Origin of the sequence: Myroides indicus, from assembly GCF_004364575.1 — a bacterium.
In the GTDB taxonomy this organism is placed as follows: domain Bacteria; phylum Bacteroidota; class Bacteroidia; order Flavobacteriales; family Flavobacteriaceae; genus Flavobacterium; species Flavobacterium indicum_A.
The window spans coordinates 34,313-59,261 of record NZ_SOAG01000004.1 but is presented as its reverse complement, the minus strand read 5'-3'; the positions used below and the strand labels follow the sequence as shown (position 1 = coordinate 59,261).

Genomic DNA, 24,949 nt, shown 5'->3' with positions numbered 1-24,949 from the left:
ATATAATAACAAAATAAACTACAATAAAATGGCTTTTGACATAGAAATGATAAAAAAAGTGTACGAAAAAATGCCGGATCGCGTAGCAAAAGCTCGCGAGTTGGTTGGTCGTCCGCTAACGCTTTCTGAGAAAATCTTATACACTCACTTGTGGGAGGGACTGCCTTCCCAAGCTTTTGAAAGAGGTAAAGATTATGTTGATTTTGCTCCGGATCGGGTAGCGTGCCAGGATGCAACAGCGCAAATGGCATTGCTGCAATTTATGCATGCTGGAAAAGAAAAAGTCGCCGTACCGACAACTGTACACTGTGACCACTTGATTCAAGCAAAGGTCGGCGCTTCTGCAGATTTGCAAGCAGCTCTGAATCAGTCGTCAGAAGTGTTTAATTTTTTATCCTCTGTATCTAACAAATACGGTATCGGATTCTGGAAACCGGGTGCCGGTATTATCCATCAGATTGTTTTGGAAAACTATGCTTTTCCGGGAGGAATGATGATCGGTACAGATTCTCATACAGTTAATGCAGGAGGATTGGGAATGCTTGCAATTGGTGTAGGAGGAGCAGATGCTGTAGACGTAATGTCGGGGATGGCTTGGGAGTTAAAGTTCCCAAAACTGATCGGCGTTAAATTAACCGGTAAATTAAATGGCTGGACTGCACCTAAAGATGTAATTTTGAAAGTAGCTGATATTCTAACTGTAAAAGGAGGAACAGGAGCTATTGTTGAATATTTTGGCGAAGGAGCTTTATCTATGTCTTGTACGGGTAAAGGTACTATCTGTAACATGGGAGCTGAAATCGGAGCAACTACTTCTACTTTTGGATATGACGATTCAATGCGAAGATATTTAGCAGCTACAGGTCGTCAAGATGTAGTGGATGCTGCTGATAAAGTAGCAGAACACCTGACAGCCGATGAAGAAGTATATACAAATCCTGAACAATATTTTGATCAGTTGATTGAAATTAACTTATCAGAATTGGAACCTCATATCAACGGACCGTTTACCCCGGATAGAGGAACACCAGTTTCTAAAATGAGAGAAGAAGCTTCTAAAAACGGATGGCCATTAAAAGTAGAATGGGGATTAATCGGTTCTTGTACGAACTCTTCTTACGAAGATATGTCAAGAGCGGCTTCTATCGTAGAACAAGCGGTTGCGCATGGAATTACGCCTAAAGCTGAGTTTGGAATTAACCCGGGATCTGAGCAAATTCGCTATACTATCGAAAGAGATGGTATTATAGAAACATTTGAAAAAATGGGAACTAAAGTGTTTACAAATGCTTGCGGACCGTGTATCGGACAATGGGATCGGGAAGGAGCTGATAAACAAGAAAAAAATACGATTGTTCATTCCTTTAACCGAAACTTTTCTAAACGCGCTGACGGCAATCCTAATACACATGCTTTCGTAACCTCTCCTGAAATGGTTGCAGCATTAGCAATAGCCGGTGATTTAGGATTTAATCCAATCACAGATGCCTTAATCAATGACAATGGAGAAGAGGTAAAATTGGTGCCTCCAACAGGAGATGAATTGCCTACAAAAGGATTTGATGTTGAAGACCCGGGATATCAAGCACCCGCAACTGATGGTTCAGATGTAGTTGTAGAAGTTAATCCAACGTCTAATCGCCTTCAGCTATTAGAACCTTTTACTCCATGGGACGGTAAAAACATTACAGGTGCTAAACTATTGATTAAAGCATTTGGTAAATGTACTACGGATCACATTTCTATGGCTGGTCCATGGTTGCGTTTCCGTGGGCACTTAGACAATATCTCTGATAATATGTTGATTGGAGCAGAAAATGCATTTAATCATAAAACAAACAGTGTCAAAAATCAATTGACTGGTGAGTATGGAGCTGTACCTGCAGTGCAAAGAGCGTATAAAGCAGCCGACATTCCGACTATAGTTGTAGGCGACCAAAACTACGGTGAAGGGTCATCTCGTGAACACGCAGCTATGGAGCCTCGTCATTTGGGGGTTAAAGCAGTATTGGTAAAATCATTTGCCCGTATTCATGAAACTAACCTTAAAAAACAAGGGATGTTAGCCTTGACGTTTGCAAATGAGATGGATTATGATAAAATCCAAGAAGATGACACAATCAACTTCTTAGACTTAATTGAATTTGCACCTGGAAAACAATTGCATTTAGAGTTCGTTCACAGTGACGGATCAAAAGATGTAATTGCTGCTAACCATACTTATAATGCAAGCCAAATCGATTGGTTTAAGGCAGGATCTGCTTTAAATTTAATAGCAGCTGGCAAATAATTATCTACAATAATTTTTTTAAATAACAAAAGGATATTCGGTGACGGATATCCTTTTGTTTTAAAAAGCATTTATCTTTTTATTTTTTAGGTTAATTTTACTATATTTGAGTATAATCATTTTAGAAAAGTATGAAAAGGTATCTCTCTATTTTGTATATATTAGCATTTATAGCTGTAAGCTGTAAAGACGTTTATGATGGAGAAAAGCGCTATGTGATTGAAGGAACATTTTTAAATGGAACAGAAGTGGTGAAAAACGAAAAAGTAGAACTATTTTCTGTAAAAATTGATAATAATAGAATCAGTAGAGAAGAAGAAGAAAGATATACTCTACCGGTTGGAGGATTGTCTTATGAAAGAGGCTATAATAGTCTTTCAGCAGTTACGTCAGATCGCAATGGAAATTTTAGATTTGGATTTCCGGGTGGTGATGATTGGGTGTTTTATATTAGAGTAAAAAATAAATCTTACGGTTATTTTTCATACCGAAATATGCCTGATTATTATTACCATATAGGAGAGTTAAATCTGAAAGAAGACAAACCAGCAGAGCCATGAAAAAAATAATAGTTTTTTTTAACCTCTTTTGCTTAACAGCATACACACAGGAAACAGAAAAAAAGTGGAGAGTTTTTAATGGTTTCGATATGTATTACACTTCTTTTGTCAATGTGGGAAACAATATGACTCAGGATGCCCATCGTAATTACGGTGGAGGATTTGGATTTAAATTGAGTGCAGTCGAATATAAAAATATAGGTTTTAGCTTGTTTTATAATTATACAAAGCACAGCATTAATGATATTGATATGATTGCTGATTTTGAATATACTAAATACAACGAATCGGGAATGATTTTAAGTTATCGGCTTCCTTTAACTGAAAAAACAATATTAAAACCAGAAATTGGATATTATGGAACTGATGCCAAAGATAGGAGTGAAGGAAGAGAAGCCGTTTATGGAGGAAAAGGATTTTTAATAGGAGCGGACTATATGTTTTTTGCAGCTCATAAATTTGCCTTCATTGGCGGCATACACTACAACTATACAAGGTTAAGAGTAGAAGCCAACAGTGCCTATAAAGATTACTTTGCTAATGCCCATCGCATTCAATTTAAAATAGGAGTACACTTTGGAAGATAAAAGTATGAGTTTTACTGTGAGGAATTTTTACGATCGGATTTTATAACTCTAATTTCATAAAAAGGTATAAATGCTTCTAAAGCTTGAGGGTATTCGCTTTTTCGTATTGACAACTCTATTTCGCAGTTCATTTCCATTTTTTGTTGAATAATTTTAAGGTTTCTTTCTTTTATTACTCGCATTACATTATTCATGTCCTTGTATTCAAAGCGGATTTTAAATTGTTTATCAATTGTCTTTTCTATAATATTTGCATTTTCCATAGTCATTTGAGCAGTAGCTTTATAGGCAGTAATTAAACCGCCAACACCAAGTTTTATGCCTCCAAAATATCTAACAACTATAATTAATATATTAGTTACATCAAATGATTGTATTTGTCCGTAAATAGGCATCCCAGCAGTATTGCTCGGTTCGCCGTCATCATTGGCACGGTAATAAGGCTGTTCCGTACCTATTTGAAAAGCATAACACCAATGACGAGCGTTGTAATGTCGTTTTTTAATATTGTCTAAAATATCCTTAACTTCTTCTTCTGTTTGTATTGGAAATGCATAGCCAAAAAATTTGCTGTTTTTCTCTTTATATAAAACTTCGTCTGTAGGTTGTGAAATTGTGTGGTATGAATCTTTCTCTAATGTCATATTACGGGTATACAGTTTTTAGATTGTTGTTGTAAATGATTTTGGTTTCCGATTTACTAAAACTGGAAAATACAGGGGCTTTTACACCTGTTTTCAGAATAGAATCACTAATGAATATACGGGCTTCATCCCAAAGGTTAGCGTTTATAAAAGACTGTAAAGTTTTCGTTCCGCCTTCTATAACTACTGATAATAAGTGGTTTTTATAAAGTATATTACAAATTTGTTCTGGTAGATTGTGGTCAAAGTCTGCAAAAGCGTAAGTTACATTGTTTGTGTTTTGTAACTCAGTTTGGTTGGTGATACAAATTGTTTGAGAACTTGTGTCTTTTACAGCAAACGAATTATCTATTTTACCGTTTCGATCCAAATACACGCGTACCGGATTTTTGCCAAACCAATTTCTGGTAGTCAGTGAAGGATTATCGTCCAAAACTGTATTTGTTCCAACTAGGAAAGCCATTTCTTCACTTCGCCATTGATGTACATTTTGCTGTGCATAAATATTTGAAATCCAGTAAGAAGAGCTGCTTTCTTTTTGCAGTGGAGCAATAAAATGGTCCGCAGTTTCAGCCCATTTTAAAATAATGTAAGGGCGTTTTTTTTGATGAAATGTAAAAAAGCGTTTATTGCTTGTTTGACACTCATTTTCCAATACACCAGTGATTACTTCAATTCCGCTGTTTCTCATTTTCTGTATTCCCGTGCCGCAAACTTTGGCGAAAGGATCAGCAGTGCCTATCACTACTTTTGGAATTTTTTTTTCGATAATCAAGTCACAGCAAGGGGGAGTTTTTCCAAAATGACTGCAAGGTTCTAAACTGACATATAAAATGCTTTTTTTCAGTAATTCCTGATTTTTAACCGAATTAATTGCGTTTACCTCTGCGTGCGCTCCGCCATAATCAGAAGTATATCCTTCGCCAATAATTTTACCGTTATAAACGATTACAGCACCGACGGACGGATTGGGTAAAGCGGAGAAAGTTCCTTGTAAACCTAATTGTATGCAGCGAGAAATATATAATTCGTGTTCTTCCAAAATTGATAAAACTGTATATTTGAACAAATTTAAGCTTTTACGTTATTCTATGGAAATAAAATCTTACTTACACTTATTTATTCGTGAGCTTTCTCCGCTCTTTGAAGAAGAGGAATGCAAACAGTTTTTTTGGATAGCTTTAGAAGAAATAGAAGGCAAATCACGCATCGATGTTGTGATGACTCCTGATTTGAAGTTGACGGATAAGGAGCAGTGGGATAGGGTTTTGGAAGAATTAAAAAAAGAGAAACCGATTCAGTATATATTTGGAAAAGCTTATTTTTACGGATTGGAATTTAAAGTAAATGAGCATACGCTGATCCCACGTCCTGAAACCGAAGAACTCGTAGAATGGGTTTTAAAAAGCATTGACGTCGCTCAGGAGTACAATATTGTTGATTTAGGAACGGGTAGTGGTTGTATAGGGGTAACATTGGGAAAAGAATTGCCTTTTGCTAAGATTACTTTGATGGATATTTCACCTCAAACGCTGGATGTAGCTGTACAAAATGCTTTGAATAATAAAGTAAAAGTTAATGCTATTTTACAGAATATTGTGGCACTGGAAGATTGTAGAGAACCATTTGATATTGTTGTTTCGAATCCCCCTTATGTAAGAAATTTGGAAAAACAAGAAATAAAAAATAACGTTTTAAATTATGAACCTCATTTGGCATTGTTTGTAGAAGATAATGATCCGTTGCTGTTTTACAGAAATATTGTAGATTGGGCTAAAATAAATCTTAGAAGCGGTGGAATGCTTTTTTTTGAGATCAATCAATATTTGGGAAAGGAAATGCTAATGCTGTTTGATAAAAACGAATTTAAAGATATAGAGTTAAAAAAAGATATGTTTGGCAATGACAGAATGATTAGGGCAGTAAAAGGGTGATTTTTAAATAAAATTATAGATATTAGCTTGTGTAATTAAAGAGCTAAAAATAATTTTTAATCAAATAATATTTTATAAACGGATAACAACAAAAATGAAAAAAATTTTAATTACCGGAGGAGCTGGCTTTATAGGTTCACATGTGGTACGTCATTTTGTATTGAAATATCCCGATTACGCGATTTACAATCTGGATAATTTAACTTATGCCGGTAATTTAGCAAATTTGACAGATATTGAATATGCCGACAACTATTTTTTTATCAAAGGAGATATTACGGAAGAAAATGTTGTCAATAATCTTTTTAATAAGCACAAATTTGACGCTGTTATTCATTTGGCTGCCGAATCTCATGTAGATCGGTCGATTGTTTCTCCTCTGGAATTTATGAAAACCAATATAACAGGGACAGCAATATTGCTTGAGGCTTTTAGAAAATTATGGAATAATAACTGGAATAATAAAGTTTTCTATCATGTTACCACTGATGAGGTTTACGGAACTTTGGGAGAAGAAGGCTTTTTTACTGAAACTACACCTTATGCTCCTAACTCTCCGTATTCGGCATCAAAAGCAGGAGCAGACCACTTGGTTCGTGCTTATGGAAAAACGTATGGAATGCCTTATTTTATAAGTAGTTGCTCAAATAATTATGGACCTAATCAATTTCCTGAAAAATTGATACCATTATGTATCAATAATATTTTGAATAACAAAAGCATACCTGTTTATGGTACGGGAAATAATACAAGAGACTGGCTTTTTGTTGAAGATCATGCTAAGGCGATAGATTTGATTTTTCATAGAGGAAAAATTGGAGAAACTTATAATATCGGAGGATTTAATGAGTGGAAAAATATTGATTTGATAAAAGAATTGTGCAGACAGATGGATACTATCTTAAACAGAGAACAAAGGAGTAGCTTTAAACTGATAACATTTATCAAAGACCGTCCGGGACACGACTTTAGGTATGCTATTGATGCCTCAAAAATAAATAAAGAATTAGGTTGGACTCCGGAAGTTACTTTTGAAGAAGGACTGAAACAGACTATAGAATGGTATTTGAAAAATCAGAATTGGTTAAAAAACATAATAGACGGAACATATCAATATTATGATGAACAATATAAGCTATAAGCCGATCCGATCAGGTTTTATTTCAAAGTAATCTGTCTGATGTAATCGTAATATTCTCCTTTCATATCAGCTATATTGTCCGAAATCTGTTTTTTTGAAACCCAGTTTTGAAATAAAGCAATTTCTTCTAAACACCCTATTTTTAGTCCCGTCCTTTTTTCTACGGTTTTAACAAATTCTGTGGCTTCAACCAAGGACTCGTGCGTTCCGGTGTCTAACCATGCAAAACCTCTTCCTAAGGTAGTCACAGATAACTGGGATTGCTTGAGGTAAATATTGTTTAAATCGGTTATTTCTAGCTCGCCTCTATCCGAAGGAGTCAGTGTTTTAGTATGCTGAATAACATTGTTAGGATAAAAATATAAACCTACAACAGCATAATTGGATTGAGGAATGGCGGGTTTTTCTACAATGCTTACTGCTTTGCCGGATTTGTCAAAACTTACGACACCATACCGTTGAGGGTCTTTAGTACTATATCCAAAAACGACAGCTTGATTTTCTTTTTCAACAATTTCTTTGGATTGGAGGAGTTTAGCTTGTAGTCCATTTCCGTAAAAAATATTATCTCCTAAAATTAAACACACATCGCTTTCTCCTATAAAGTCCTGTGCAATAATTAAGGCCTGAGCGATGCCTTCTGGTGCAAATTGTTCTGCATAAGAAAGCTGTATGCCAAAAGAACTACCGTCGCCCAGCAGACTTTTAAAAAGAGGTAAATCTCTTGGGGTAGAGATAAGCAGAATTTCCCTTATATCAGCGAGCATTAAAGTGGAGAGAGGATAATAAACCATAGGTTTGTCATATACAGGCAACAATTGTTTCGAAATTGCCAGTGTAAGCGGATGCAATCGAGTTCCTGAACCTCCGGCCAAAATAATACCTTTCATTTTTTGTGTTTTGGTTGAATGTAATTTAAGTTTGTAAAATTACAAGATTATAATAGTAAGAAAGAAGTTTTAAAAAAAATTAAAAGGATAAATCTGTATAAAAATAGAAAGAGGTGAATTTCACCTCTTTCTATTTTTATATTATTTAGTTTCTTTTATACTCTCAATTTCTATTAATTCGTTAGTATCTTTATCATAATCAATGTTATCGAATTCAAATCCAAATAAGTTAAAGAAATCTTTTCTATATCCTTCTAAATCAGAAATATCCATTATATTTTCAGATGTAACATTATTCCATAATTCTGCAACTTCAGCCTGAACATCATCTCTCATTTCCCAATCGTCCACGCGAATTCTGCCTTTATTGTCCAATAAAACATTATCTGAATAAATACGATCTTGAAACAACCTTTGCATTTGTTCAATGCACCCCTCATGAATTCCTTTTTGTTTCATCACTTTATATAATAGTGAAATATATAAAGGAACTACTGGTATAGCAGAACTGGATTGAGTTACTAAAGCTTTATTTACAGATATATAAGAAATTCCATCTAAATTCTTTAATATATCATTGATTATTGGAACAGTATTTTCTAAATCATTTTTAGCCATACCTATTGTTCCATTTCGATAAATCGGATACGTTAGTTCAGGACCAATATATGAATAAGCAACTGTTTTAACTCCATTTGCCAGCACTCCTGCTTGTTTTAAATCCTCTATCCAAAATTTCCAATCTTCGCCTCCCATAACAGCTATTGTATTGTCTATATCGTCTTGAGATTTTATAGGGTCAATAGTTATATCTGAAACAACTCCAGTATGAAAGTCAACTGTTTTATTAGTAAAAGGCTCTCCAATGGGTTTTAATACAGAGGAGTAAGCAACTCCAGTTTTAGGGTGTGTACGCCTTGGAGATGCCAGACTGTAAATTACTAAATCAATTTGACCTAAATCTTTTTTAATTAGCTCTATTGTTTGTTTTTTAATTTCGTCAGAAAAAGCATCTCCATTTATACTCTTAGCATATAAACCAGCTAAATGCGCTTCTTTTTCAAAAGCAGCAGAATTATACCAACCTGCGGTACCTGGACGTCCTTCTGTAGCTGGCTTTTCAAAAAATACACCAATTGTTGCTGCATTAGATCCAAAAGCTGTCGCGATACGAGAAGCTAATCCAAATCCGGTAGAAGCTCCTATAATTAAAACGTTTTTTGGACCATTTTTTATTATTCCTTTGGACTTTATATAGTCAATTTGTTGTTGCACGTTTTCTGCACATCCTTCCGGATGAGAAGTAAGACAAATGAATCCTCTTGTTCTGGGTTGTATAATCATTCTAAATTATATTTCTGCTCAGTTAATTTTTTAAAATCCGAAATTACTAAATTTTATTATTAGGTACAAGATTGAGTTTAAAATATAATATAATTTATTCTTTTAAATACTGGCTCTATAACTTTTGTGGGGAAATAAGGTTTTAATAAAAAATAAAAACTATAGATAAAAAGATGATGCTAAAAAGTAATGGCAATTAGTTTATCAGACATTATGTTGTAGCTTATTTTGGATTTAAAATCTATCAAATTATTGGGATTTGTTTAACATGTTGATTTTTAAACAATTACTAATTGTTAAATTTTCAAATTGTTTACTATTAGTTTACTGTTAAAATTAGGTTTAATGTTGTTTTATATGTTGTTTTATATGTTGTTTTATATGTTGTTTTGGTAAATATGATTTATGAAAATATTTAGTTACTAATTAGAATTATAATATTATGAAGAAAATTATTTATGTTATTTTTATTTTTATTCTGTTAGGAATAACGTTAGCTTTTTCAAATTGGAATAATGAAAAATTATCTGTTATTACATTTAACAATGTAAATGTGAATACAGAAACTTGTATATCCCCATATAATATACAAATTTTAAATTTGTCAACTAATAGTGTAGATATTAGTTGGGAAGATAATAAAAATAATTTATGGGAATATTTCATAGAAGAGAAGTGGGTTATGGGAGGTACTTTTCCTGCGGGAAGTGGCAATTTGTCAAACACAAAAGGAGTAACGATTACAAATACCAATGGGGTTGTTCCGACTGCTTTACAGGCAGATACAGAATATGAATTTTATGTAAGAGCTGTATGTGGAAACAGTTACAATAGCGAATGGATAGGACCTTTCTCTTTCAAGACACCATGTGATATATTTGTAGTGCCCTACCAAGAAGGGTTTAATACAAGCTCTACAACAAGAGAATGCTGGAAAAGGTTTACTTTGGACAATCATCATACAACAGAAGATCCTTTTGTATATGGAACGGTGGCGTGGGAAATTTATGAAGGGAATAGTAGTTTAGTGTATAGAGATTATGGAGAACGGTCTAATGTACATGATGAATGGTTAGTGTCCCCTTCTATTTTACTTGAAGGGAATAAAGTATATAAAATGAGTTATAAAACTTATGAAGTTGTTGATGGAATAAAATACGATATTTCAATTTTGGAGGGAGGGTATAGCAGTGTCCAAGATTTAGAAAATATTTCTGAAATTAAACAGATAGAGATTCCTGATGAATCTAATATTGAAAAAAATGGATGGATTGAAAGATCAGTTGTAATACAAGGAATAGACGGGGTGATTAACTTTGTTTGGAACTTAAAGCAGCAGGGAAGAACTCTGTTTTATTTTGATGATTTTTTAATTGAAGAAATCTCTGGCTGTCCAATGCCATGGGGATTAGGAATAAAGGATGTTTCAGAGAATAAAGCTACAATATTATGGGAAGATCAACTTAATACAGAATGGGAATATTGGGTTCAATCAATCAATAAGGGCGTTCCGACTGGTGTAGGTATTAAAACAAACTTTAAAGAAAACTTTATTACTACAGATTATAAAGGGGACATTTTAAAACATACAAACGAATATGAATTTTATGTGCGTTCTATATGCAAAACAGGAGAATATAGTTCGTGGATAGGTCCTTTTAATTTCGGAACTACCTGTGGCATTTTTGATGTACCCTATTTCGAGGATTTTAAAGCATGGGTTCATACTGCAGGGTTTGTTAGACCTCAATGTTGGACGCAAATTGATTCAACAGGGAGTGTTCATGATATACCTATGCACTTTACAAGATATCCGGAGGATGATAGATGGAGATTTGCTAGTGATGCATTTATTGGCATAGATAGTTACTCAGCAATATTTGAGAAAGATGGAGAAATTGATGATTGGTTAATCTCGCCAACAATTCGTTTTGAAGCTAATAAAATGTATCGATTAAAGTATCAATATAGAACAAAAAGCATATATGAAACCAAATTTGAGGTATTATTATCTAATTCCGGAAAAGATAGAATAGACTTTGACAAAGTGATAGTGCCTTTAAAGACATATAGCAACGAAAAAACTCAAGAAGAGGTTTGTCTTATTGAGAATATATATGGAGAAGTTAATATAGCCTGGCACATTTTTGGTGAAGGACCTATGGCTCTAGGTATTGATAATGTATCGATAGAAGAGATTGTTGGATGTCCAGAACCCTTGCAAATAGAGATAAATAATATTGAAGCTAATGAAATAGCTGTTTCTTGGACAGATGATTTTGGTGCAACCAGTTGGGAATATTATATACAAAAAGCTGGAGAAGGAACCTCTCCAGGCTCAGGAATTGTTACCAAAAATAAGGCGAATACAGTGGCTAAAGATTCTTCGGGGAAAATGCTGGAGTCAAATACAGATTACGAGTTTTATGTACGTACCGATTGTGGTAACGGAGAATATAGTATCTGGCAAGGACCTTATCAGTTTACAACAACATGTGATATATACACCATTCCTTTTTGGGAAGGGTTTAATTCTGACTCTATTACAATGAATTGTTGGACTGTTGTTGATGAGAACTTAGATGCAAACACATGGCAAGGCGGAGTTGGACCGAATTATGAAGGGGATAGTTCTATGAGTTTTGGTAGTTTTGATTTTACGGGTTTGGTATTAAATGATGATTGGTTAATTTCTCCAACAATTCAACTGGAAGGGGGGAGGTATATACTAAAATATCGTTATGTAACAACAGGTAGTGATTTCGGTTTGCCGGTAAATAATTCTTTTGAGGTTTTGTTGTCTTCAAAAGGAATAAAACCAACTGATTTTTCAGATATTTTGAAACCTTCTAAAATATATTCGGAAAATGTATGGAAAGAGGAAGTACTGTTTTTAGATGCTGTTAAAAGTGAAGTTAATATTGCTTGGCACATTATATCGTCGGGCTTGAGTTTTATTTATATTGATGATGTTAGTTTAGAAAAGGTAATTACTTGTCCAGAACCCTATTATGTAGAGATAATACAGCAAAACTCTACGTCTGTAGATATTGAGTGGGAGCAATATAGTGATGAAACAGAATGGGAAGTGACTGTGGTAGAGCATGGTGAAAAAGAAACAGCAATACCAATTTTTACCGCTAGTATAACAGGTACGCCAAAAACGACTATAACGGGTCTTAATTCAGGAGAATCATATAGTGTATATATTAGGGCTAAGTGTGCTGATAATACATTTAGTAGCTGGTCCTCTCCGTTAGATATACATATGGATGTAACCAATATAGATTGCAGTTCGGCCTTAGAGTTGTTGGTTAATCAGGGAACAAATTGTGATGAAACCGCAAAAGGAGTATTTATAGGAGCAAAATCTTTACTTCCTCCACCAAGTTGTAATGATCTTTGGGGTGAGAAAGAGATCTGGTTTAAGTTTACAGCTTTAGCCCCAACACATATCTTAAAAATATTTGAAATTACTGGTATGGATCCTCTTTTTGGCACGCTTGGAGGCTCTGTTGTTTATGGCGCTCTATATGATTATAATTGTTCTCCACTTGATGGAGGTGCTTTAGAATGTTTTGAATTTATGACGAATAGGGGGGCTTTTTCTAGAACATTCAGTAATTTACAAATTGGAAATACATATTATATTCGAATTAGTGTAGCTACGAGGGATATTAATGTTAATTTTAATCTATGTTTAACATCTCCAGCTATAGAAGTTAGTGAAAGTGGAGAAGAATATACGGTAGAAGAATTGGTAAAAGAGGTGTTAGTAGATTCTGATTGTGATTTGGTTAAAAATGTTAGGTATCAGGCAGGAGATGGAAACAATAGGATGAATACCCTTGGATATTTTAATACGCCTTTAGGTGTCGATTTCCCTTTTAAAGAAGGACTTGTATTGGCATCACATTCTTTGGAGGGTGTTCCGGGACCATACGATGCGAAATCCTATAAACAACAGATACCTTTATGGTCAGGAGATGATGATCTAAAAGAAATAATTGATGAGGTTATGAGAAAGACTGGAGGAGAAAGATTTCTAAATGGACGTGATGCAGAAATTGCAATGTTAGAGTTTGATTTTACCTCTTTAAAAGATTCTATAAGGCTAGAGTATTTGTTTGCATCAGATAGCTATGTAAATCCAATGCTTTGTAAGACTACAAATAGTTTCTTTGCTGCTCAACTAACAGATTTAAAAACTAAAGAAAAAAAGAATATTGCATTAATTCCAGATACAAATGTTCCGATTTCAGTTGCAACCATAAGAGATATGAAGAAAATATATAGTTATGGACATTGTGATAGTGAAAATCCAGAATATTTTTGGAAACATTATGATACAAATAATGATCCTTTCGAAGCACCTGTTAATTATATAGGAATGACAATACCAATGACTACAGAGTCTATACCTGTAATATCAGGAAGAGAATATAAAATGATATTGATTATTGCAGATTTCTGTAAGGACGAATGTACAAATGGTTCTGGTAGTGCCGTTTTTATTAATGCAAAAAGTTTACAATTAGGATGGAGAGAAGAAATTAGTTTAGGTAACGATTTACTAATTGCAACCAATACAGCTCTCTGTGAGGGTGAGTCGACAGTTCTCCACTCAGGAGTGGTTGCCTCCGATGAGCTTTATATGGAAATAGAGTGGTACAAAGATAGTGTTTTAATTCCCGGCGCTAATGATCCGGATTTAGAAGTCAGTGAAACCGGAGAATATACAATTAAAGTTAAATTTCCGGATCTGGAATGCGAGTCGTCAGATTCCATTATCGTAGAGGTTTATCCGGTTATTTCCGAAACGGTGCATCAGGCGGAAACGATTGTGGTTTGTCAACATTCTTTACAGGAAACAGTTGTTGATTTAACCACTGTAGAAAGTACTATGTTTGCAGCTGTAGACAGAAGTATTTACATGACGGGTTATTACAAAACCGCTGCAGATGCTGAAGCAGCCAAAAATGCAATACTCAACGTAGAAAATTATGCATTGGGCAAAGATCCCCAAACACAAACACTGTGTATCCGCGTAGAAAATACGGTAACCGGCTGTCACGAAGTGTTTGAATTACACATTCAGCCCGAAGAAGGTGCTGTTCCGGATCAATTGGAAAACGTGAGAGTTTGTGCGGAATACATCTTCCCTGTCCCGGCAAACAATCAGCATTATTATACAGAACCGGGCGGAGCGGGTAAAACGTATAAAGCCGGAGATGTTTTAGCTGAACCGGGAGAACACACAATTTATCTGTTGCAGGTAAACAATGAGGAAGGTTGTTACGAGGAAATAGCTTATAAAGTAAAAATAACAGCACCTGTAGTGGCAGATGTATTTGAAGATAAAACACTAAGCTGTGAGTACTACGAGCTAAAACCACTTTCTGAGTACAATCAATATTTTACAGAACCGGGAGGAAATGGCGAGGAACTATATCCAGGCAGGCAGATTCTCGAAAAACAAACAGTGTATGTCTATGCGAGTTCAGAAGACTATTTATGTACGGATGAAAGCAGCTTCACCATTAATTATGAAGATTGCCCTATACCAAGGGGAATCTCTCCCAATAACGATGGTTTAAATGATGTTTTTGATTTGACACCTCACGGCGTGGAAAATATAAAAATTTATAATCGATGGGGTACAGAAGTTTATTCGCATGGAGCTGGATATACCACCCAGTGGCACGGACAGAGTAAAAACGGCAAACAACTTCCGGACGGAACGTATTATTATGTAATTATCGCCCATGGTAAAACCCGAACCGGATGGGTACAAATAAATAAGTAACTTATTAGTTTTTTGGTTAAATTTGGTTATCCCCGGACAAGCTATATTGTAATTTTGCTTGCCGGGGATTTTTTAGAAAAATTACCGTTAAAAAGTAGTCAAGGTAGAAATAAGATGACCGCCTATCTCTTAAAACCACTTTTTCCATTTAAAATAGATAATCATAAATAAAACGATTAGTAACATAGCAGCTAGTGTCCAGTAATATCCATTTGGAGAATGTAACTCTGGCATATTATCAAAGTTCATTCCGTATATACCAACGATAAAAGTGAGCGGAATAAAAATAACAGATACAATTGTCAGTACTTTCATGATCTCGTTCATTCTATTGCTTTGTGAAGCAAAAAAATAGTTGGTGGCACTATCTAATTTGTTTAAATTATATTCTATCTGATCCAGCATCTCTATCGATTTATACTGTAAGCGCTCAAAAAAGGAAATACTATTTTTGCTAATTACACTACTGGTAATGCTTTTTTTATCTCTTAAATTATAGAGTACCTCTCTTAAAGGAATTATGGCTCTTTTAATATCCTGAAGCTCTTGAGTATATTCTTCTATCCGGATTAATGTTTCTTTTTTATATCTGCTTTTAGCTTCTATCAAAACCATTTCCACATTATCTTCAAACCAGTCTAATGTAGTTAAAAAACTATCCATTAATGAATCTAACAACCCGTATAATAAATAGCTGGTGTCTCTTTTTCTGGTTTGTCCGGTTTTGGTGCGAATACGCTCTCTGATAAGATTAAAAAAGTCACCTTTTTTTTCTTGGAAGGACAACAAAACGTCTTCTTTTAGGATAAAGCTTATTTGTTCTACGTCAACAATAGATTCTTCTTCTCTGAAAGGAAGAATGGCTTTTACGCTAAAAAACATTATATCTTCCAGCTCTTCCATTCTGGTTCGTCTGCCAAAATTTAAAATTTCAGCCATAATGTAAGATTCTATAGCAAAAAAGCTTCCTATTTCTCTTAATAGTTCAATATCGTGCAGCCCGTGCAAATTAAACCATTTTACAGTATCAGGTTCAGCTTGGTTGATAACATTGATCATTTCGGACAAACTCAAATTGTTATATTCATGAAAAACATCTTCATTATAGATAAACAACTGCATCGAAATAGGAACATCCGGATAATTTCCGGAATATTCTAAATAATTGGGTTGAAGTTTCTTTATTTTTTTATACTTTGCTCTCCTCACAATTATTAATTTTGAATAAAGATAGGAGTTTTTAAAATTACAATCTATTTTTACTTAAAAAATAAACACACAGCACAATTCATGAAAACACTGATTAAAAATATTAAAGAATTACTTCAGGTACGAGATATTCATATAGATAAACTTGAAGGCAGCGAAATGAAAAACCTTCCAGTGATACAAAATGCTTATCTGCTTATTGAAAACGATAATATAAAAGATTATGGCTCCATGATGGATTGTCCTTCTGAAACAGCAATTGATAAAGTTATTGATGCAACCGGACAGACTGTTTTACCGACTTGGGTGGACAGTCATACCCATTTGGTATATGCCGGAAACAGAGAATTGGAATTTGTAGACAGGATAAACGGACTGAGCTATGAAGAAATTTTTGAAAGAGGCGGCGGAATACTTAATTCTGCCAAAAAACTGCAAGAAACTTCAGAAGATGACCTGTATCAACAATCCAGTAAAAGATTAGAAGAAATCATAAAGCAAGGAACCGGAGCGGTCGAAATAAAATCCGGATATGGATTGACATTAGAATCTGAATTAAAAATGCTTCGCGTTATAAAAAGACTAAAAGAAAATTATCCGGTAGCAATTAAGGCTACTTTTTTGGGGGCTCATGCTTTTCCAACAAAATATAAAGATAATCATCAAGGGTATATTGATTTACTGATAAATGAAATGATTCCGGCTATTGCACAAGAGAACCTGGCAAATTATATTGATGCTTTTCTGGAAACAGGATATTTTTCAGTTGCAGAAACAGAAAAAATTATGCAAGCCGGGCAAAAATATGGCTTAACACCCAAAATACACGTTAATCAGTTTACCGCTATTGGCGGAATAAAATCATGTGTGGAAAATGGAGCACTTTCTGTTGATCACCTCGAAGTTGTAACGGAAGAAGATATAGAAGCCTTGAAAGGGAGCAAGACGATGCCGGTAGCATTACCCACGTGTTCATTTTTTATTTCTATACCTTATACACCTGCCCGGAAACTTCTTGATGCCGGGTTGCCGCTTGCTATCGCCTCTGATTCCAATCCGGGTACAACGCCTTCAGGAAATATGAATTTTGTAGTAGCAACAGCTTGTATTAAAATGAGAATGACGCCAGAAGAAGCAATCAATGCTGCTACAATTAATGGAGCATATGCCATGGAAGTTGGTACAGATTACGGAAGTATTACCAAAGGTAAAAAAGCAAGTTTGATTATAACCAAACCTCTCAATTCTTTTTATGAGCTTCCTTACGCTTTTGGCAGTAATTTGATTGACAAAGTTATTTTGAACGGCGAACTTCAGTAAACTAATTCTGAATATAAAACTAAAAGAGATGAACAGTAAAAAACTAACCTTATTCAGTAAATCCGATTTAATTGCATACACCAAATACAGAAACGGAGAGATTAAGCTAGGTGAAAGAATACATCTTTTAGAAACTGAATCGTGGACAGAAGAACTAAAAGATGCAGAGCCAAAATATGCTGTTTTAGGTATTCCCGAAGATGTCGGTATTAAAGCAAACTGGGGGCGAACGGGTGCATCAACAGCGTGGAGTTCTTTTTTAAACAGTTTTTTAAACATTCAGCACAATCGATTTTGCAAAGGAAATTGGTTTACTTTAATCGGACACTTGAACTTTCAGGATGAGATGAAACAAGCTCAAAAACTAGATATTAAGGTAAAGGAAGATCGCAAAAAATTATTTGAATTAGTTGCTGCTATCGACAAAGAAGTTTCTCATACCATTTCCCAAATTACTGCAGCAGGGAAAATCCCTATTGTTATAGGAGGAGGACACAATAATTCGTATGGCAATATAAAAGGGGTAGCACTGGCAAAAGGAAAAGCAATTAACGTAATTAATTTTGATGCCCATACTGATTTCAGACCGTTAGAAGGACGGCATAGCGGTAACGGCTTTTCATATGCATATGAAGAAGGTTTTTTGAAAAATTATTTTATTTTTGGACTACATGAAAATTATACTTCAAAATCTGTCTTTGGCGATATTAAAGTTCATACCGAAAGAATAAAATACAATACGTATGAACAAATAAGAGTTTGCAAAGAGAAATCATTTGAAACAGAGTTGTTTACTGCCAAAAAACATGTCGATAATAATTTTTATGGCATAGAAATTGATTTGGATGCTTTGCCAAATATAGCCAGTAGCGCTATCACGCCAACCGGATTTACTGTAGAAAAACTAAGACAGTTTCTGCATTTTTTCGGAAAATCAAAAAATGCGAGCTATTTACATATTTGTGAAGGAGCACCTGCTTTAGATTTTGAAACCAATAACCATTTAGTGGGCAAGTTAATAACATATTTAGTAACCGATTTTGTTAAATCAAATTCAGAAAAAACATAATTGTGAATATTTTATTAGTGGAAGATGATAGCCGCATCAGTGACTTTATTGTAAAAGGACTGGAGGAAAACGGAATGCATGTGCAATTGGCAACCAACGGACAGCAGGTTCAAGAATACATCCAAACTATTGATTGGGATTTAATTTTAATGGATATTATGCTTCCTGATATTGATGGTATACAGCTTACAAAACTGATTCGGTTCAAAAAAATTTACACTCCTATTTTAGTGTTAAGTGCTTTGAGCGATATAGGAGACAAAACTTCTGCATTAGACAGCGGAGCAGACGATTATTTGACAAAACCTTTTCACTTCAATGAACTATTGGCGCGCATTAATGCACTCACCAGACGAACCAAATTTAATTACGAAAAAAAAAGAATACTTTTATATTTGCAGAGATTTACAATTAAACCCGGAAAAGCATCTTGTTACGCAAAATAATAAAATTATAGACTTGTCTCCCAGAGAATACAAACTGCTTTTATATTTATTAGAAAACAAAAATAAAGTTGTTTCAAGAACTCAAATTCTCAAATATGTTTGGGGTATTGAATACGACACAAATACGAATATAGTAGACGTATATATGTCATATTTAAGAAATAAGATTGATGAATCTAACGGTAAGTTTATTCACACCATAAAAGGAACAGGGTATATGTTTCAAGAATAAAATATGAATTTACGCAACAGATTAACATTCTATAGTACCATTACATTTGGCATTGTTTTTTTAGCAGCCTCACTCATTATTTTATTTGCTTTTTATAACCGATCGCTAAATATTGTATTTAATGAATTAAAAAATACATCCTTATTATCTGCTATTTATTATTTGGAACAGGACGAATTGCCGCAAAGCGAGCACTCTGCTATTAAAGAACAATTTAGAAGCACTATTCAAAGTAGTTTTGTTGCAGTTTATAATAGTAGTAATGAAGTGGAATACGGAAGGTTGGAAGATTTAAGAATTACGCCTAAGATTCTTGAGTTGGTCAGACAAAACGGATATTTTCAATTTAAAAATGATAAATATGCCTATTACGGAATCTATTATCCTGATAATCAAGGGAATTTTGTTGTCTTTGTAAAAACCTCAAACGAAGAATTTATTACTCAAATTAGAAGCTTGATTTTTATTCTTATTACAGTCTATATAATTGGATTAATCTCTATTTTTTTTCTCAGTCGGTATATTTCCAATGTAGCCTATAAACCCATTAAAGATATTGTAAAACAAGTTAATAAAATTAACTACAATAATTTAGAACACGGAATTGAAGTACCTGATACTAATGATGAACTTGAAGAACTTATAAAAACTTATAATAAGCTTTTTTTTAGATTGTCTGAAAGTTTTTTAATTCAGAAAAACTTTATCAATTACGCTTCACACGAATTTAAAACTCCGCTTGCCGCTATTGCGGGAAGTTTGGAAGTTTTTGCTCAAAAAGAACGCAATCCGAAAGAATATAAAGAAGTTACGCAACAAGCACTAAAAAACGTCTACAAAATAGAAAATATTCTGAGTAATTTATTACTTCTGTCGGGTTTAAAGCATTCAGCAGAGCAACAAAAAGAGAATATACGTATTGATGAATTAATTTGGGATATTCACGATGCCCTTCTCGAAAAAGCAGAGGAATATAAAACTCAAATTAATATACAGATAGAGGTAGATGATTTTAATATATTAATTTACAAAGCTAATCAAACCTTGATTCATGTGGCTTTATACAATATTATTGAAAATGCAGTAAAATATTCGGAACAAAAGCCAATTGATATTAAATTAAAAAATAAACATAATAAAATTGAAATCACTATTAAAGATTATGGCAAAGGAATTGAAAATGAAGATTTAAAACATATTAATACCATGTTTTATAGAGGTAAAAATGTAGGATCTATTTCCGGTAGCGGAATAGGATTGTCTTTAGCCATTCTTATTTTTGAGCAAAATGGAATTGAATACAATATTCAATCTAAAGTAAAAGAGGGAACAAAAATCACTTTGCTTTTTTAATAGTAATATAAATAGTTAACAAGTAGGTAGTCTATTGATTAAATCACCTTATGTCAGTTTCTCCAAACTGTTCTAAATAAAGATCTAATAAAGTAATCGCAGTCATCGCTTCTACAATGGGTACAGCTCTGGGTAAAACACAGGCATCATGCCTTCCTTTTCCTTTTACAGTTACTATATTTCCGTTTAAATCAATTGAATCCTGATCTCTCATTAAAGTTGCCACAGGTTTAAAGGCAATATTAAAATAAATATCCATTCCATTACTAATTCCACCTACTATTCCACCTGAATTGTTAGTTTTAGTAGTTCCGTCAGGTAAAATAACATCGTTGTTCTGACTACCCTTCATTTTTGTTCCTTCAAATCCACTACCAAATTCTACGCCTTTAACAGCGTTAATACTCAACATTGCTTTTGCTAATTCAGCATCTAAACGATCAAAAACAGGTTCTCCTAACCCTACAGGTATATTTTGTACCACACAGGTTATTATTCCTCCTATCGTATCTCCTGCTTTTTTTACGGCTTTGATACAGTCTTCCATTTGTTGGGCAACCTTTAGATCAGGACAGCGCACAACATTCTTTTCAATATTAGAAAAATCTAATTCACTGTATTTTTTCGTAAGTTTTATGTCTCCCACAGAAGCTACATAAGCTGTAACTTTTATAGTTTTAAGAATCTGTTTTGCTATTGTTCCGGCAACAACTCTACACGCTGTTTCTCTTGCCGAACTGCGACCGCCGCCTCTATAATCTCTTATTCCGTATTTTTTCTGATATACAAAATCAGCGTGACTTGGGCGATAGATATCTTTAATATGCTCGTAATCTGAAGATTTAGAATTATTATTCTGTATCAGAAATCCAATTGGTGTCCCTGTGGTTTTTCCTTCAAAAATACCAGATAAAAACTGAACAATATCATTTTCTTTGCGTTGAGTGACTATAGTGGATTGTCCTGGCTTTCTCCGATTCATCTCATTTTGAATAGCTTCAAAGTCTAAAGGCACTCCAGCAGGACAGCCATCGATAATTCCCCCTATTGCTTCACCATGAGACTCACCAAAAGTAGTGACTCTAAATCTCTTACCAAATGTATTCCCAGCCATATACTTTATATAGATATATATCTAAAACAAAAATACAATTTAATTATAAAAGTAAGTTAGTTTTAAAATATAATAATTTTAAAACATTGTTGAAATTAGATATCTTATTTTTAATCTAAAGGTTTAATATGATTATTTTAAATTGTTGATTTAAATATATTTAAATTTTATTTTTATGTGTTATAATAAAAAGTTATAAGTGTTTTTTAAACGATAAAACAATTGTTTTATCCTGCAATATTTTAGTTAAATAGATGGAAGTAATTTCAAGGTTTATTCGTTTTTTCTGATTATTTTTGGAGGATAGAAAACCCTGTGAAATGTTGAAAATAAAAGCTTGGATAAGCGCTGCTCGACTAAGGACACTTCCGTTGTCTGTTTCAGGAATATTGGTTGGTTCTGCTTGTGCTTATCCTTTTTTTTCGGAGAATTCTCTGTTCGTTACTATATTTTTGTTGTCTTTACTAACAACACTTTTATTACAGATATTGTCAAATTTTGCCAATGATTATGGAGATGGAGTAAAAGGCACGGATAATGCAGACAGAATAGGGCCTCAGCGTGCCGTACAAAGTGGAGTTTTGTCAGGAACAGAAATGAAAAAAGGAGTAATTGTTACTGCTGTATTAGCATTGTTGAGTGCGTGTTTACTTATTTATATTTCGTTTGGAAAAGATAAATTTACAACTTCGTTGGTTTATCTGCTTTTGGGAATTGCTTGCGTTGTTGCTGCAATAAAATATACGGTCGGAAAAAATGCTTACGGCTACAGGGGGCTGGGAGATTTGTTTGTTTTTATCTTTTTTGGCATGGTAAGTGTTTTGGGGTGTTTTTACCTGTATGGTCAAGTAATCAGTCTATGGGTGCTTTTACCGGCTGTGGCTATCGGAAATTTAAGTATTGCTGTTTTAAATATAAATAATATGAGGGATTTAGATGCGGATAAAAAAGTGGATAAAAATACTTTAGCAGTTAAACTGGGAAAACAGGGAGCGAAGCAATATCACTATTTTATTATTACTGTGGCATTACTTTCGTTAATTGTATATGCATTACACGCTGATTTTAAAATATCGCAGTATTTTTTTATATTAGCTTATATTCCCCTAGTAAAACATTTGATTTTTGTTAAAAATAATCACGAACCAAGAGAATTAGATTCGCAAATGAAAGTTGTAGCTCTTTCTACATTTTTGCTATCAATCTTATTTTCATTGGCATTATTAATCTAAAATAGGACAAATTATGGAAATTGTATATTACGGACATGCCTGTTTGGGTATTCAGATTGAAGATATTAATATTGTTGTAGATCCATTTATAACCGGTAATCCGTTACCTCAGGCAAAAGCGATTGATGTAAATAGTATTAAAGCTGATTATATCTTGATTACTCATGCGCATGGTGACCATATCTTAGACGTCGATTTAATTGTAAAAAATAATCCGGAAACACTGATTGTTTCAAATGCTGAAATTGCCGGTTATTTTGAATCTAAAGGTTATCAGGTACACCCGATGAATCATGGTGGAAGCTGGATGTTTGATTTTGGAAAATTAAAATATACGCCAGCTATACACTCAAGTTCTTTTCCTGATGGAGGTTATGGTGGTCAGCCCGGAGGTTTTGTGATTGAAAGTAAAAACAAGAATATTTACATAGCAGGTGATACTTCACTTACGATGGATATGAAGCTGATTCCTTTGTTTACGAAGCTGGATTTGGCAATTTTACCGGTAGGAAGCAATTTTACAATGGATGTAGATGAAGCTGTAATTGCTTCTGATTTTGTGGAATGTGACAAGGTTTTGGGGTATCATTTTGATACATTTGGATATATTGAAATTGATCATGAAGAGGCTAAGAAAAAATTCTTTGAAAAAGGAAAAGATCTCATGTTGCTGGAAATCGGAGAAAGTCTGACGTTATAATATGTTGAAAGCAAGTTTTAAAAGGTATATTCTTCATTTTAAAAGACCGTCCGGGACATCGAGAGGTATTTTGACTGAAAAAGAAACATGGTTACTTAAAGTTGAAAAGGACGGTAAATGTGGAATAGGAGAATGCGGTATATTACGCTCTCTCAGTTTTGACGATCGTCCGGATTATGAAGAAAAACTGAAATGGGTGGTTGATAACATTCATTTAGGAAAGGAATGGTTGTGGGAATTACTCCGTGATTATCCATCTATTCAGTTTGGAGTGGAACAAGCTTTTTTGTCTTTGGAGAACAGTAACCCGTTTGTGTTGTTTCCTTCGGAGTTCACACAAGGGGACAAATCAATTACTATAAATGGACTTATCTGGATGGGAGAGGAGAGTTTTATGAAAGAACAGATAGATGAAAAACTTAAACAAGGTTTTTCATGTGTAAAACTTAAAATCGGAGCAATAGATTTTGAAAAAGAACTAGAATTACTGCGTTATATCAGGCAGTTTTATCCACCTGAAAAAATTGAATTAAGATTAGATGCAAATGGAGGATTTGATTATAGTTGTGCTTTAGATAGATTGCTTGAAATATCTGAATTTAATGTACATAGTATAGAGCAACCTATAAAGCAAAGACAGTATGACAGTATGTCAGAACTGTGTAAAAGAACTCCTTTGCCAATTGCCTTGGACGAAGAGTTGATTGGAGTTGTCGATTTGGAAGAAAAACGAAAATTATTAGATAAGATAAAACCACAATATATCATTTTAAAACCAAGTTTGGTGGGAGGTATTAAAGGCAGTTTGGAGTGGATTGAGTTGGCAAATGAATTAAAAATAGGTTGGTGGATTACCTCTGCGTTAGAAAGTAATATTGGGCTAAATGCAATTGCGCAGTGGACTTATACATTGAAAACTACCTTGCCCCAAGGGTTGGGAACAGGAGCCTTATATACCAATAATTTTAGTTCTCCTCTTATCGTTAAAAATGGAGCATTGTGGTATAATCCTGATTTGAGTTGGGATTATACGGTTTTATAAATTTAATTAAGAAAAAATTATAGAAGTAATATAGTA

18 protein-coding genes and 1 pseudogene are annotated in these 24,949 nt (G+C 33.9%); 13 read left to right on the top strand and 6 right to left on the bottom strand.

What is annotated here, in order from left to right:
• The first annotated feature begins 28 nt into the window (after positions 1 to 28).
• The 3 genes from C8P70_RS02510 to C8P70_RS02500 all read left to right on the top strand — a co-directional run bounded on the left by C8P70_RS02510 (position 29) and on the right by C8P70_RS02500 (position 3,437).
• On the top strand, positions 29 to 2,290 hold the full coding sequence (locus C8P70_RS02510) for an aconitate hydratase (RefSeq protein ID WP_133711781.1): 2,262 nt from the start codon (positions 29 to 31) through the stop codon (positions 2,288 to 2,290).
• A gap of 131 nt (positions 2,291 to 2,421) precedes the next feature.
• Positions 2,422 to 2,850, top strand: a complete 429-nt coding sequence (locus C8P70_RS02505) for a hypothetical protein (protein ID WP_133711780.1) — start codon at positions 2,422 to 2,424, stop codon at positions 2,848 to 2,850.
• Positions 2,847 to 3,437: a hypothetical protein gene (locus C8P70_RS02500; RefSeq protein WP_133711779.1), complete on the top strand. Its 591-nt coding sequence runs from the start codon at positions 2,847 to 2,849 to the stop codon at positions 3,435 to 3,437. Before C8P70_RS02505 ends, C8P70_RS02500 begins: the two co-directional genes overlap by 4 nt.
• A gap of 11 nt (positions 3,438 to 3,448) precedes the next feature.
• Here the strand turns inward: C8P70_RS02500 and C8P70_RS02495 are convergent, their stop codons facing one another.
• Positions 3,449 to 4,081 (bottom strand): IMPACT family protein, encoded by a 633-nt coding sequence (locus C8P70_RS02495; RefSeq protein ID WP_133711778.1) that lies wholly within the window; start codon positions 4,079 to 4,081, stop codon positions 3,449 to 3,451.
• Between the two features lies 1 nt (position 4,082).
• Positions 4,083 to 5,150: a bifunctional diaminohydroxyphosphoribosylaminopyrimidine deaminase/5-amino-6-(5-phosphoribosylamino)uracil reductase RibD gene (gene ribD / locus C8P70_RS02490; protein ID WP_133711777.1), complete on the bottom strand. Its 1,068-nt coding sequence runs from the start codon at positions 5,148 to 5,150 to the stop codon at positions 4,083 to 4,085.
• Between the two features lie 22 nt (positions 5,151 to 5,172).
• Here ribD and prmC point away from each other — a divergent pair, with 22 nt between their 5' ends.
• Positions 5,173 to 6,015 carry a peptide chain release factor N(5)-glutamine methyltransferase gene (gene prmC, locus C8P70_RS02485; RefSeq protein ID WP_133711776.1) on the top strand — a complete coding sequence of 281 codons (843 nt, stop codon included), beginning with the start codon at positions 5,173 to 5,175 and terminating at the stop codon, positions 6,013 to 6,015.
• Between the two features lie 94 nt (positions 6,016 to 6,109).
• Positions 6,110 to 7,156, top strand: coding sequence for a dTDP-glucose 4,6-dehydratase (rfbB, locus tag C8P70_RS02480; RefSeq protein ID WP_133711775.1), 1,047 nt, complete (start codon positions 6,110 to 6,112; stop codon positions 7,154 to 7,156).
• A gap of 17 nt (positions 7,157 to 7,173) precedes the next feature.
• Here rfbB and rfbA read toward each other — a convergent pair whose 3' ends face one another.
• Positions 7,174 to 8,046: a glucose-1-phosphate thymidylyltransferase RfbA gene (gene rfbA, locus C8P70_RS02475; protein WP_133711774.1), complete on the bottom strand. Its 873-nt coding sequence runs from the start codon at positions 8,044 to 8,046 to the stop codon at positions 7,174 to 7,176.
• A 141-nt stretch (positions 8,047 to 8,187) separates the two neighbouring features.
• Positions 8,188 to 9,390: an enoyl-ACP reductase FabV gene (gene fabV, locus C8P70_RS02470; RefSeq protein ID WP_133711773.1), complete on the bottom strand. Its 1,203-nt coding sequence runs from the start codon at positions 9,388 to 9,390 to the stop codon at positions 8,188 to 8,190.
• Between the two features lie 442 nt (positions 9,391 to 9,832).
• Between fabV and C8P70_RS02465 the strand changes: the two genes are divergently transcribed.
• On the top strand, positions 9,833 to 15,196 hold the full coding sequence (locus tag C8P70_RS02465) for a choice-of-anchor J domain-containing protein (RefSeq protein ID WP_133711772.1): 5,364 nt from the start codon (positions 9,833 to 9,835) through the stop codon (positions 15,194 to 15,196).
• Between the two features lie 129 nt (positions 15,197 to 15,325).
• On the opposite strand, the gene corA is transcribed toward C8P70_RS02465, so the two are convergent.
• Positions 15,326 to 16,405 (bottom strand): magnesium/cobalt transporter CorA, encoded by a 1,080-nt coding sequence (corA, locus tag C8P70_RS02460; protein ID WP_133711771.1) that lies wholly within the window; start codon positions 16,403 to 16,405, stop codon positions 15,326 to 15,328.
• Between the two features lie 81 nt (positions 16,406 to 16,486).
• On the opposite strand from corA, the gene hutI reads away from it, so the two are divergent.
• The 4 genes and pseudogenes from hutI to C8P70_RS02440 all read left to right on the top strand — a co-directional run bounded on the left by hutI (position 16,487) and on the right by C8P70_RS02440 (position 20,825).
• Positions 16,487 to 17,725, top strand: a complete 1,239-nt coding sequence (gene hutI / locus C8P70_RS02455) for an imidazolonepropionase (protein ID WP_133711770.1) — start codon at positions 16,487 to 16,489, stop codon at positions 17,723 to 17,725.
• A gap of 28 nt (positions 17,726 to 17,753) precedes the next feature.
• Positions 17,754 to 18,794, top strand: a complete 1,041-nt coding sequence (locus C8P70_RS02450) for a formimidoylglutamase (protein ID WP_133711769.1) — start codon at positions 17,754 to 17,756, stop codon at positions 18,792 to 18,794.
• Positions 18,795 to 18,796: 2 nt separating this feature from the next.
• A pseudogene (locus tag C8P70_RS02445) lies at positions 18,797 to 19,472 on the top strand (response regulator transcription factor).
• A gap of 3 nt (positions 19,473 to 19,475) precedes the next feature.
• Positions 19,476 to 20,825, top strand: coding sequence for a sensor histidine kinase (locus C8P70_RS02440; protein ID WP_133711768.1), 1,350 nt, complete (start codon positions 19,476 to 19,478; stop codon positions 20,823 to 20,825).
• 43 nt (positions 20,826 to 20,868) lie between these two features.
• Here the strand turns inward: C8P70_RS02440 and aroC are convergent, their stop codons facing one another.
• Positions 20,869 to 21,939 carry a chorismate synthase gene (aroC, locus tag C8P70_RS02435; RefSeq protein WP_133711767.1) on the bottom strand — a complete coding sequence of 357 codons (1,071 nt, stop codon included), beginning with the start codon at positions 21,937 to 21,939 and terminating at the stop codon, positions 20,869 to 20,871.
• 320 nt (positions 21,940 to 22,259) lie between these two features.
• On the opposite strand from aroC, the gene menA reads away from it, so the two are divergent.
• The 3 genes from menA to C8P70_RS02420 are packed head-to-tail and all read left to right on the top strand — an operon-like array spanning position 22,260 to position 24,913.
• On the top strand, positions 22,260 to 23,171 hold the full coding sequence (gene menA, locus C8P70_RS02430) for a 1,4-dihydroxy-2-naphthoate octaprenyltransferase (protein WP_133711766.1): 912 nt from the start codon (positions 22,260 to 22,262) through the stop codon (positions 23,169 to 23,171).
• Between the two features lie 13 nt (positions 23,172 to 23,184).
• Complete coding sequence (locus C8P70_RS02425; protein ID WP_133711765.1) at positions 23,185 to 23,871, top strand: metal-dependent hydrolase; 687 nt, start codon at positions 23,185 to 23,187, stop codon at positions 23,869 to 23,871.
• 4 nt (positions 23,872 to 23,875) lie between these two features.
• Positions 23,876 to 24,913, top strand: a complete 1,038-nt coding sequence (locus C8P70_RS02420) for an o-succinylbenzoate synthase (protein ID WP_133711845.1) — start codon at positions 23,876 to 23,878, stop codon at positions 24,911 to 24,913.
• Positions 24,914 to 24,949 lie beyond the last annotated feature (36 nt).

Excerpts from the sequence above, each read along its gene's own strand:
- rfbB (WP_133711775.1), top strand. The coding sequence starts at position 6,110 with ATGAAAAAAATTTTAATTACCGGAGGAGCTGGCTTTATAGGTTCACAT.
- prmC (WP_133711776.1), top strand. The coding sequence starts at position 5,173 with ATGGAAATAAAATCTTACTTACACTTATTTATTCGTGAGCTTTCTCCG.
- C8P70_RS02425 (WP_133711765.1), top strand. The coding sequence starts at position 23,185 with ATGGAAATTGTATATTACGGACATGCCTGTTTGGGTATTCAGATTGAA.
- hutI (WP_133711770.1), top strand. The coding sequence starts at position 16,487 with ATGAAAACACTGATTAAAAATATTAAAGAATTACTTCAGGTACGAGAT.
- C8P70_RS02495 (WP_133711778.1), bottom strand. The coding sequence starts at position 4,081 with ATGACATTAGAGAAAGATTCATACCACACAATTTCACAACCTACAGAC.
- menA (WP_133711766.1), top strand. The coding sequence starts at position 22,260 with ATGTTGAAAATAAAAGCTTGGATAAGCGCTGCTCGACTAAGGACACTT.
- C8P70_RS02450 (WP_133711769.1), top strand. The coding sequence starts at position 17,754 with ATGAACAGTAAAAAACTAACCTTATTCAGTAAATCCGATTTAATTGCA.
- aroC (WP_133711767.1), bottom strand. The coding sequence starts at position 21,939 with ATGGCTGGGAATACATTTGGTAAGAGATTTAGAGTCACTACTTTTGGT.
- C8P70_RS02510 (WP_133711781.1), top strand. The coding sequence starts at position 29 with ATGGCTTTTGACATAGAAATGATAAAAAAAGTGTACGAAAAAATGCCG.
- rfbA (WP_133711774.1), bottom strand. The coding sequence starts at position 8,046 with ATGAAAGGTATTATTTTGGCCGGAGGTTCAGGAACTCGATTGCATCCG.
- C8P70_RS02465 (WP_133711772.1), top strand. The coding sequence starts at position 9,833 with ATGAAGAAAATTATTTATGTTATTTTTATTTTTATTCTGTTAGGAATA.
- C8P70_RS02505 (WP_133711780.1), top strand. The coding sequence starts at position 2,422 with ATGAAAAGGTATCTCTCTATTTTGTATATATTAGCATTTATAGCTGTA.
- fabV (WP_133711773.1), bottom strand. The coding sequence starts at position 9,390 with ATGATTATACAACCCAGAACAAGAGGATTCATTTGTCTTACTTCTCAT.
- C8P70_RS02500 (WP_133711779.1), top strand. The coding sequence starts at position 2,847 with ATGAAAAAAATAATAGTTTTTTTTAACCTCTTTTGCTTAACAGCATAC.
- C8P70_RS02440 (WP_133711768.1), top strand. The coding sequence starts at position 19,476 with ATGAATTTACGCAACAGATTAACATTCTATAGTACCATTACATTTGGC.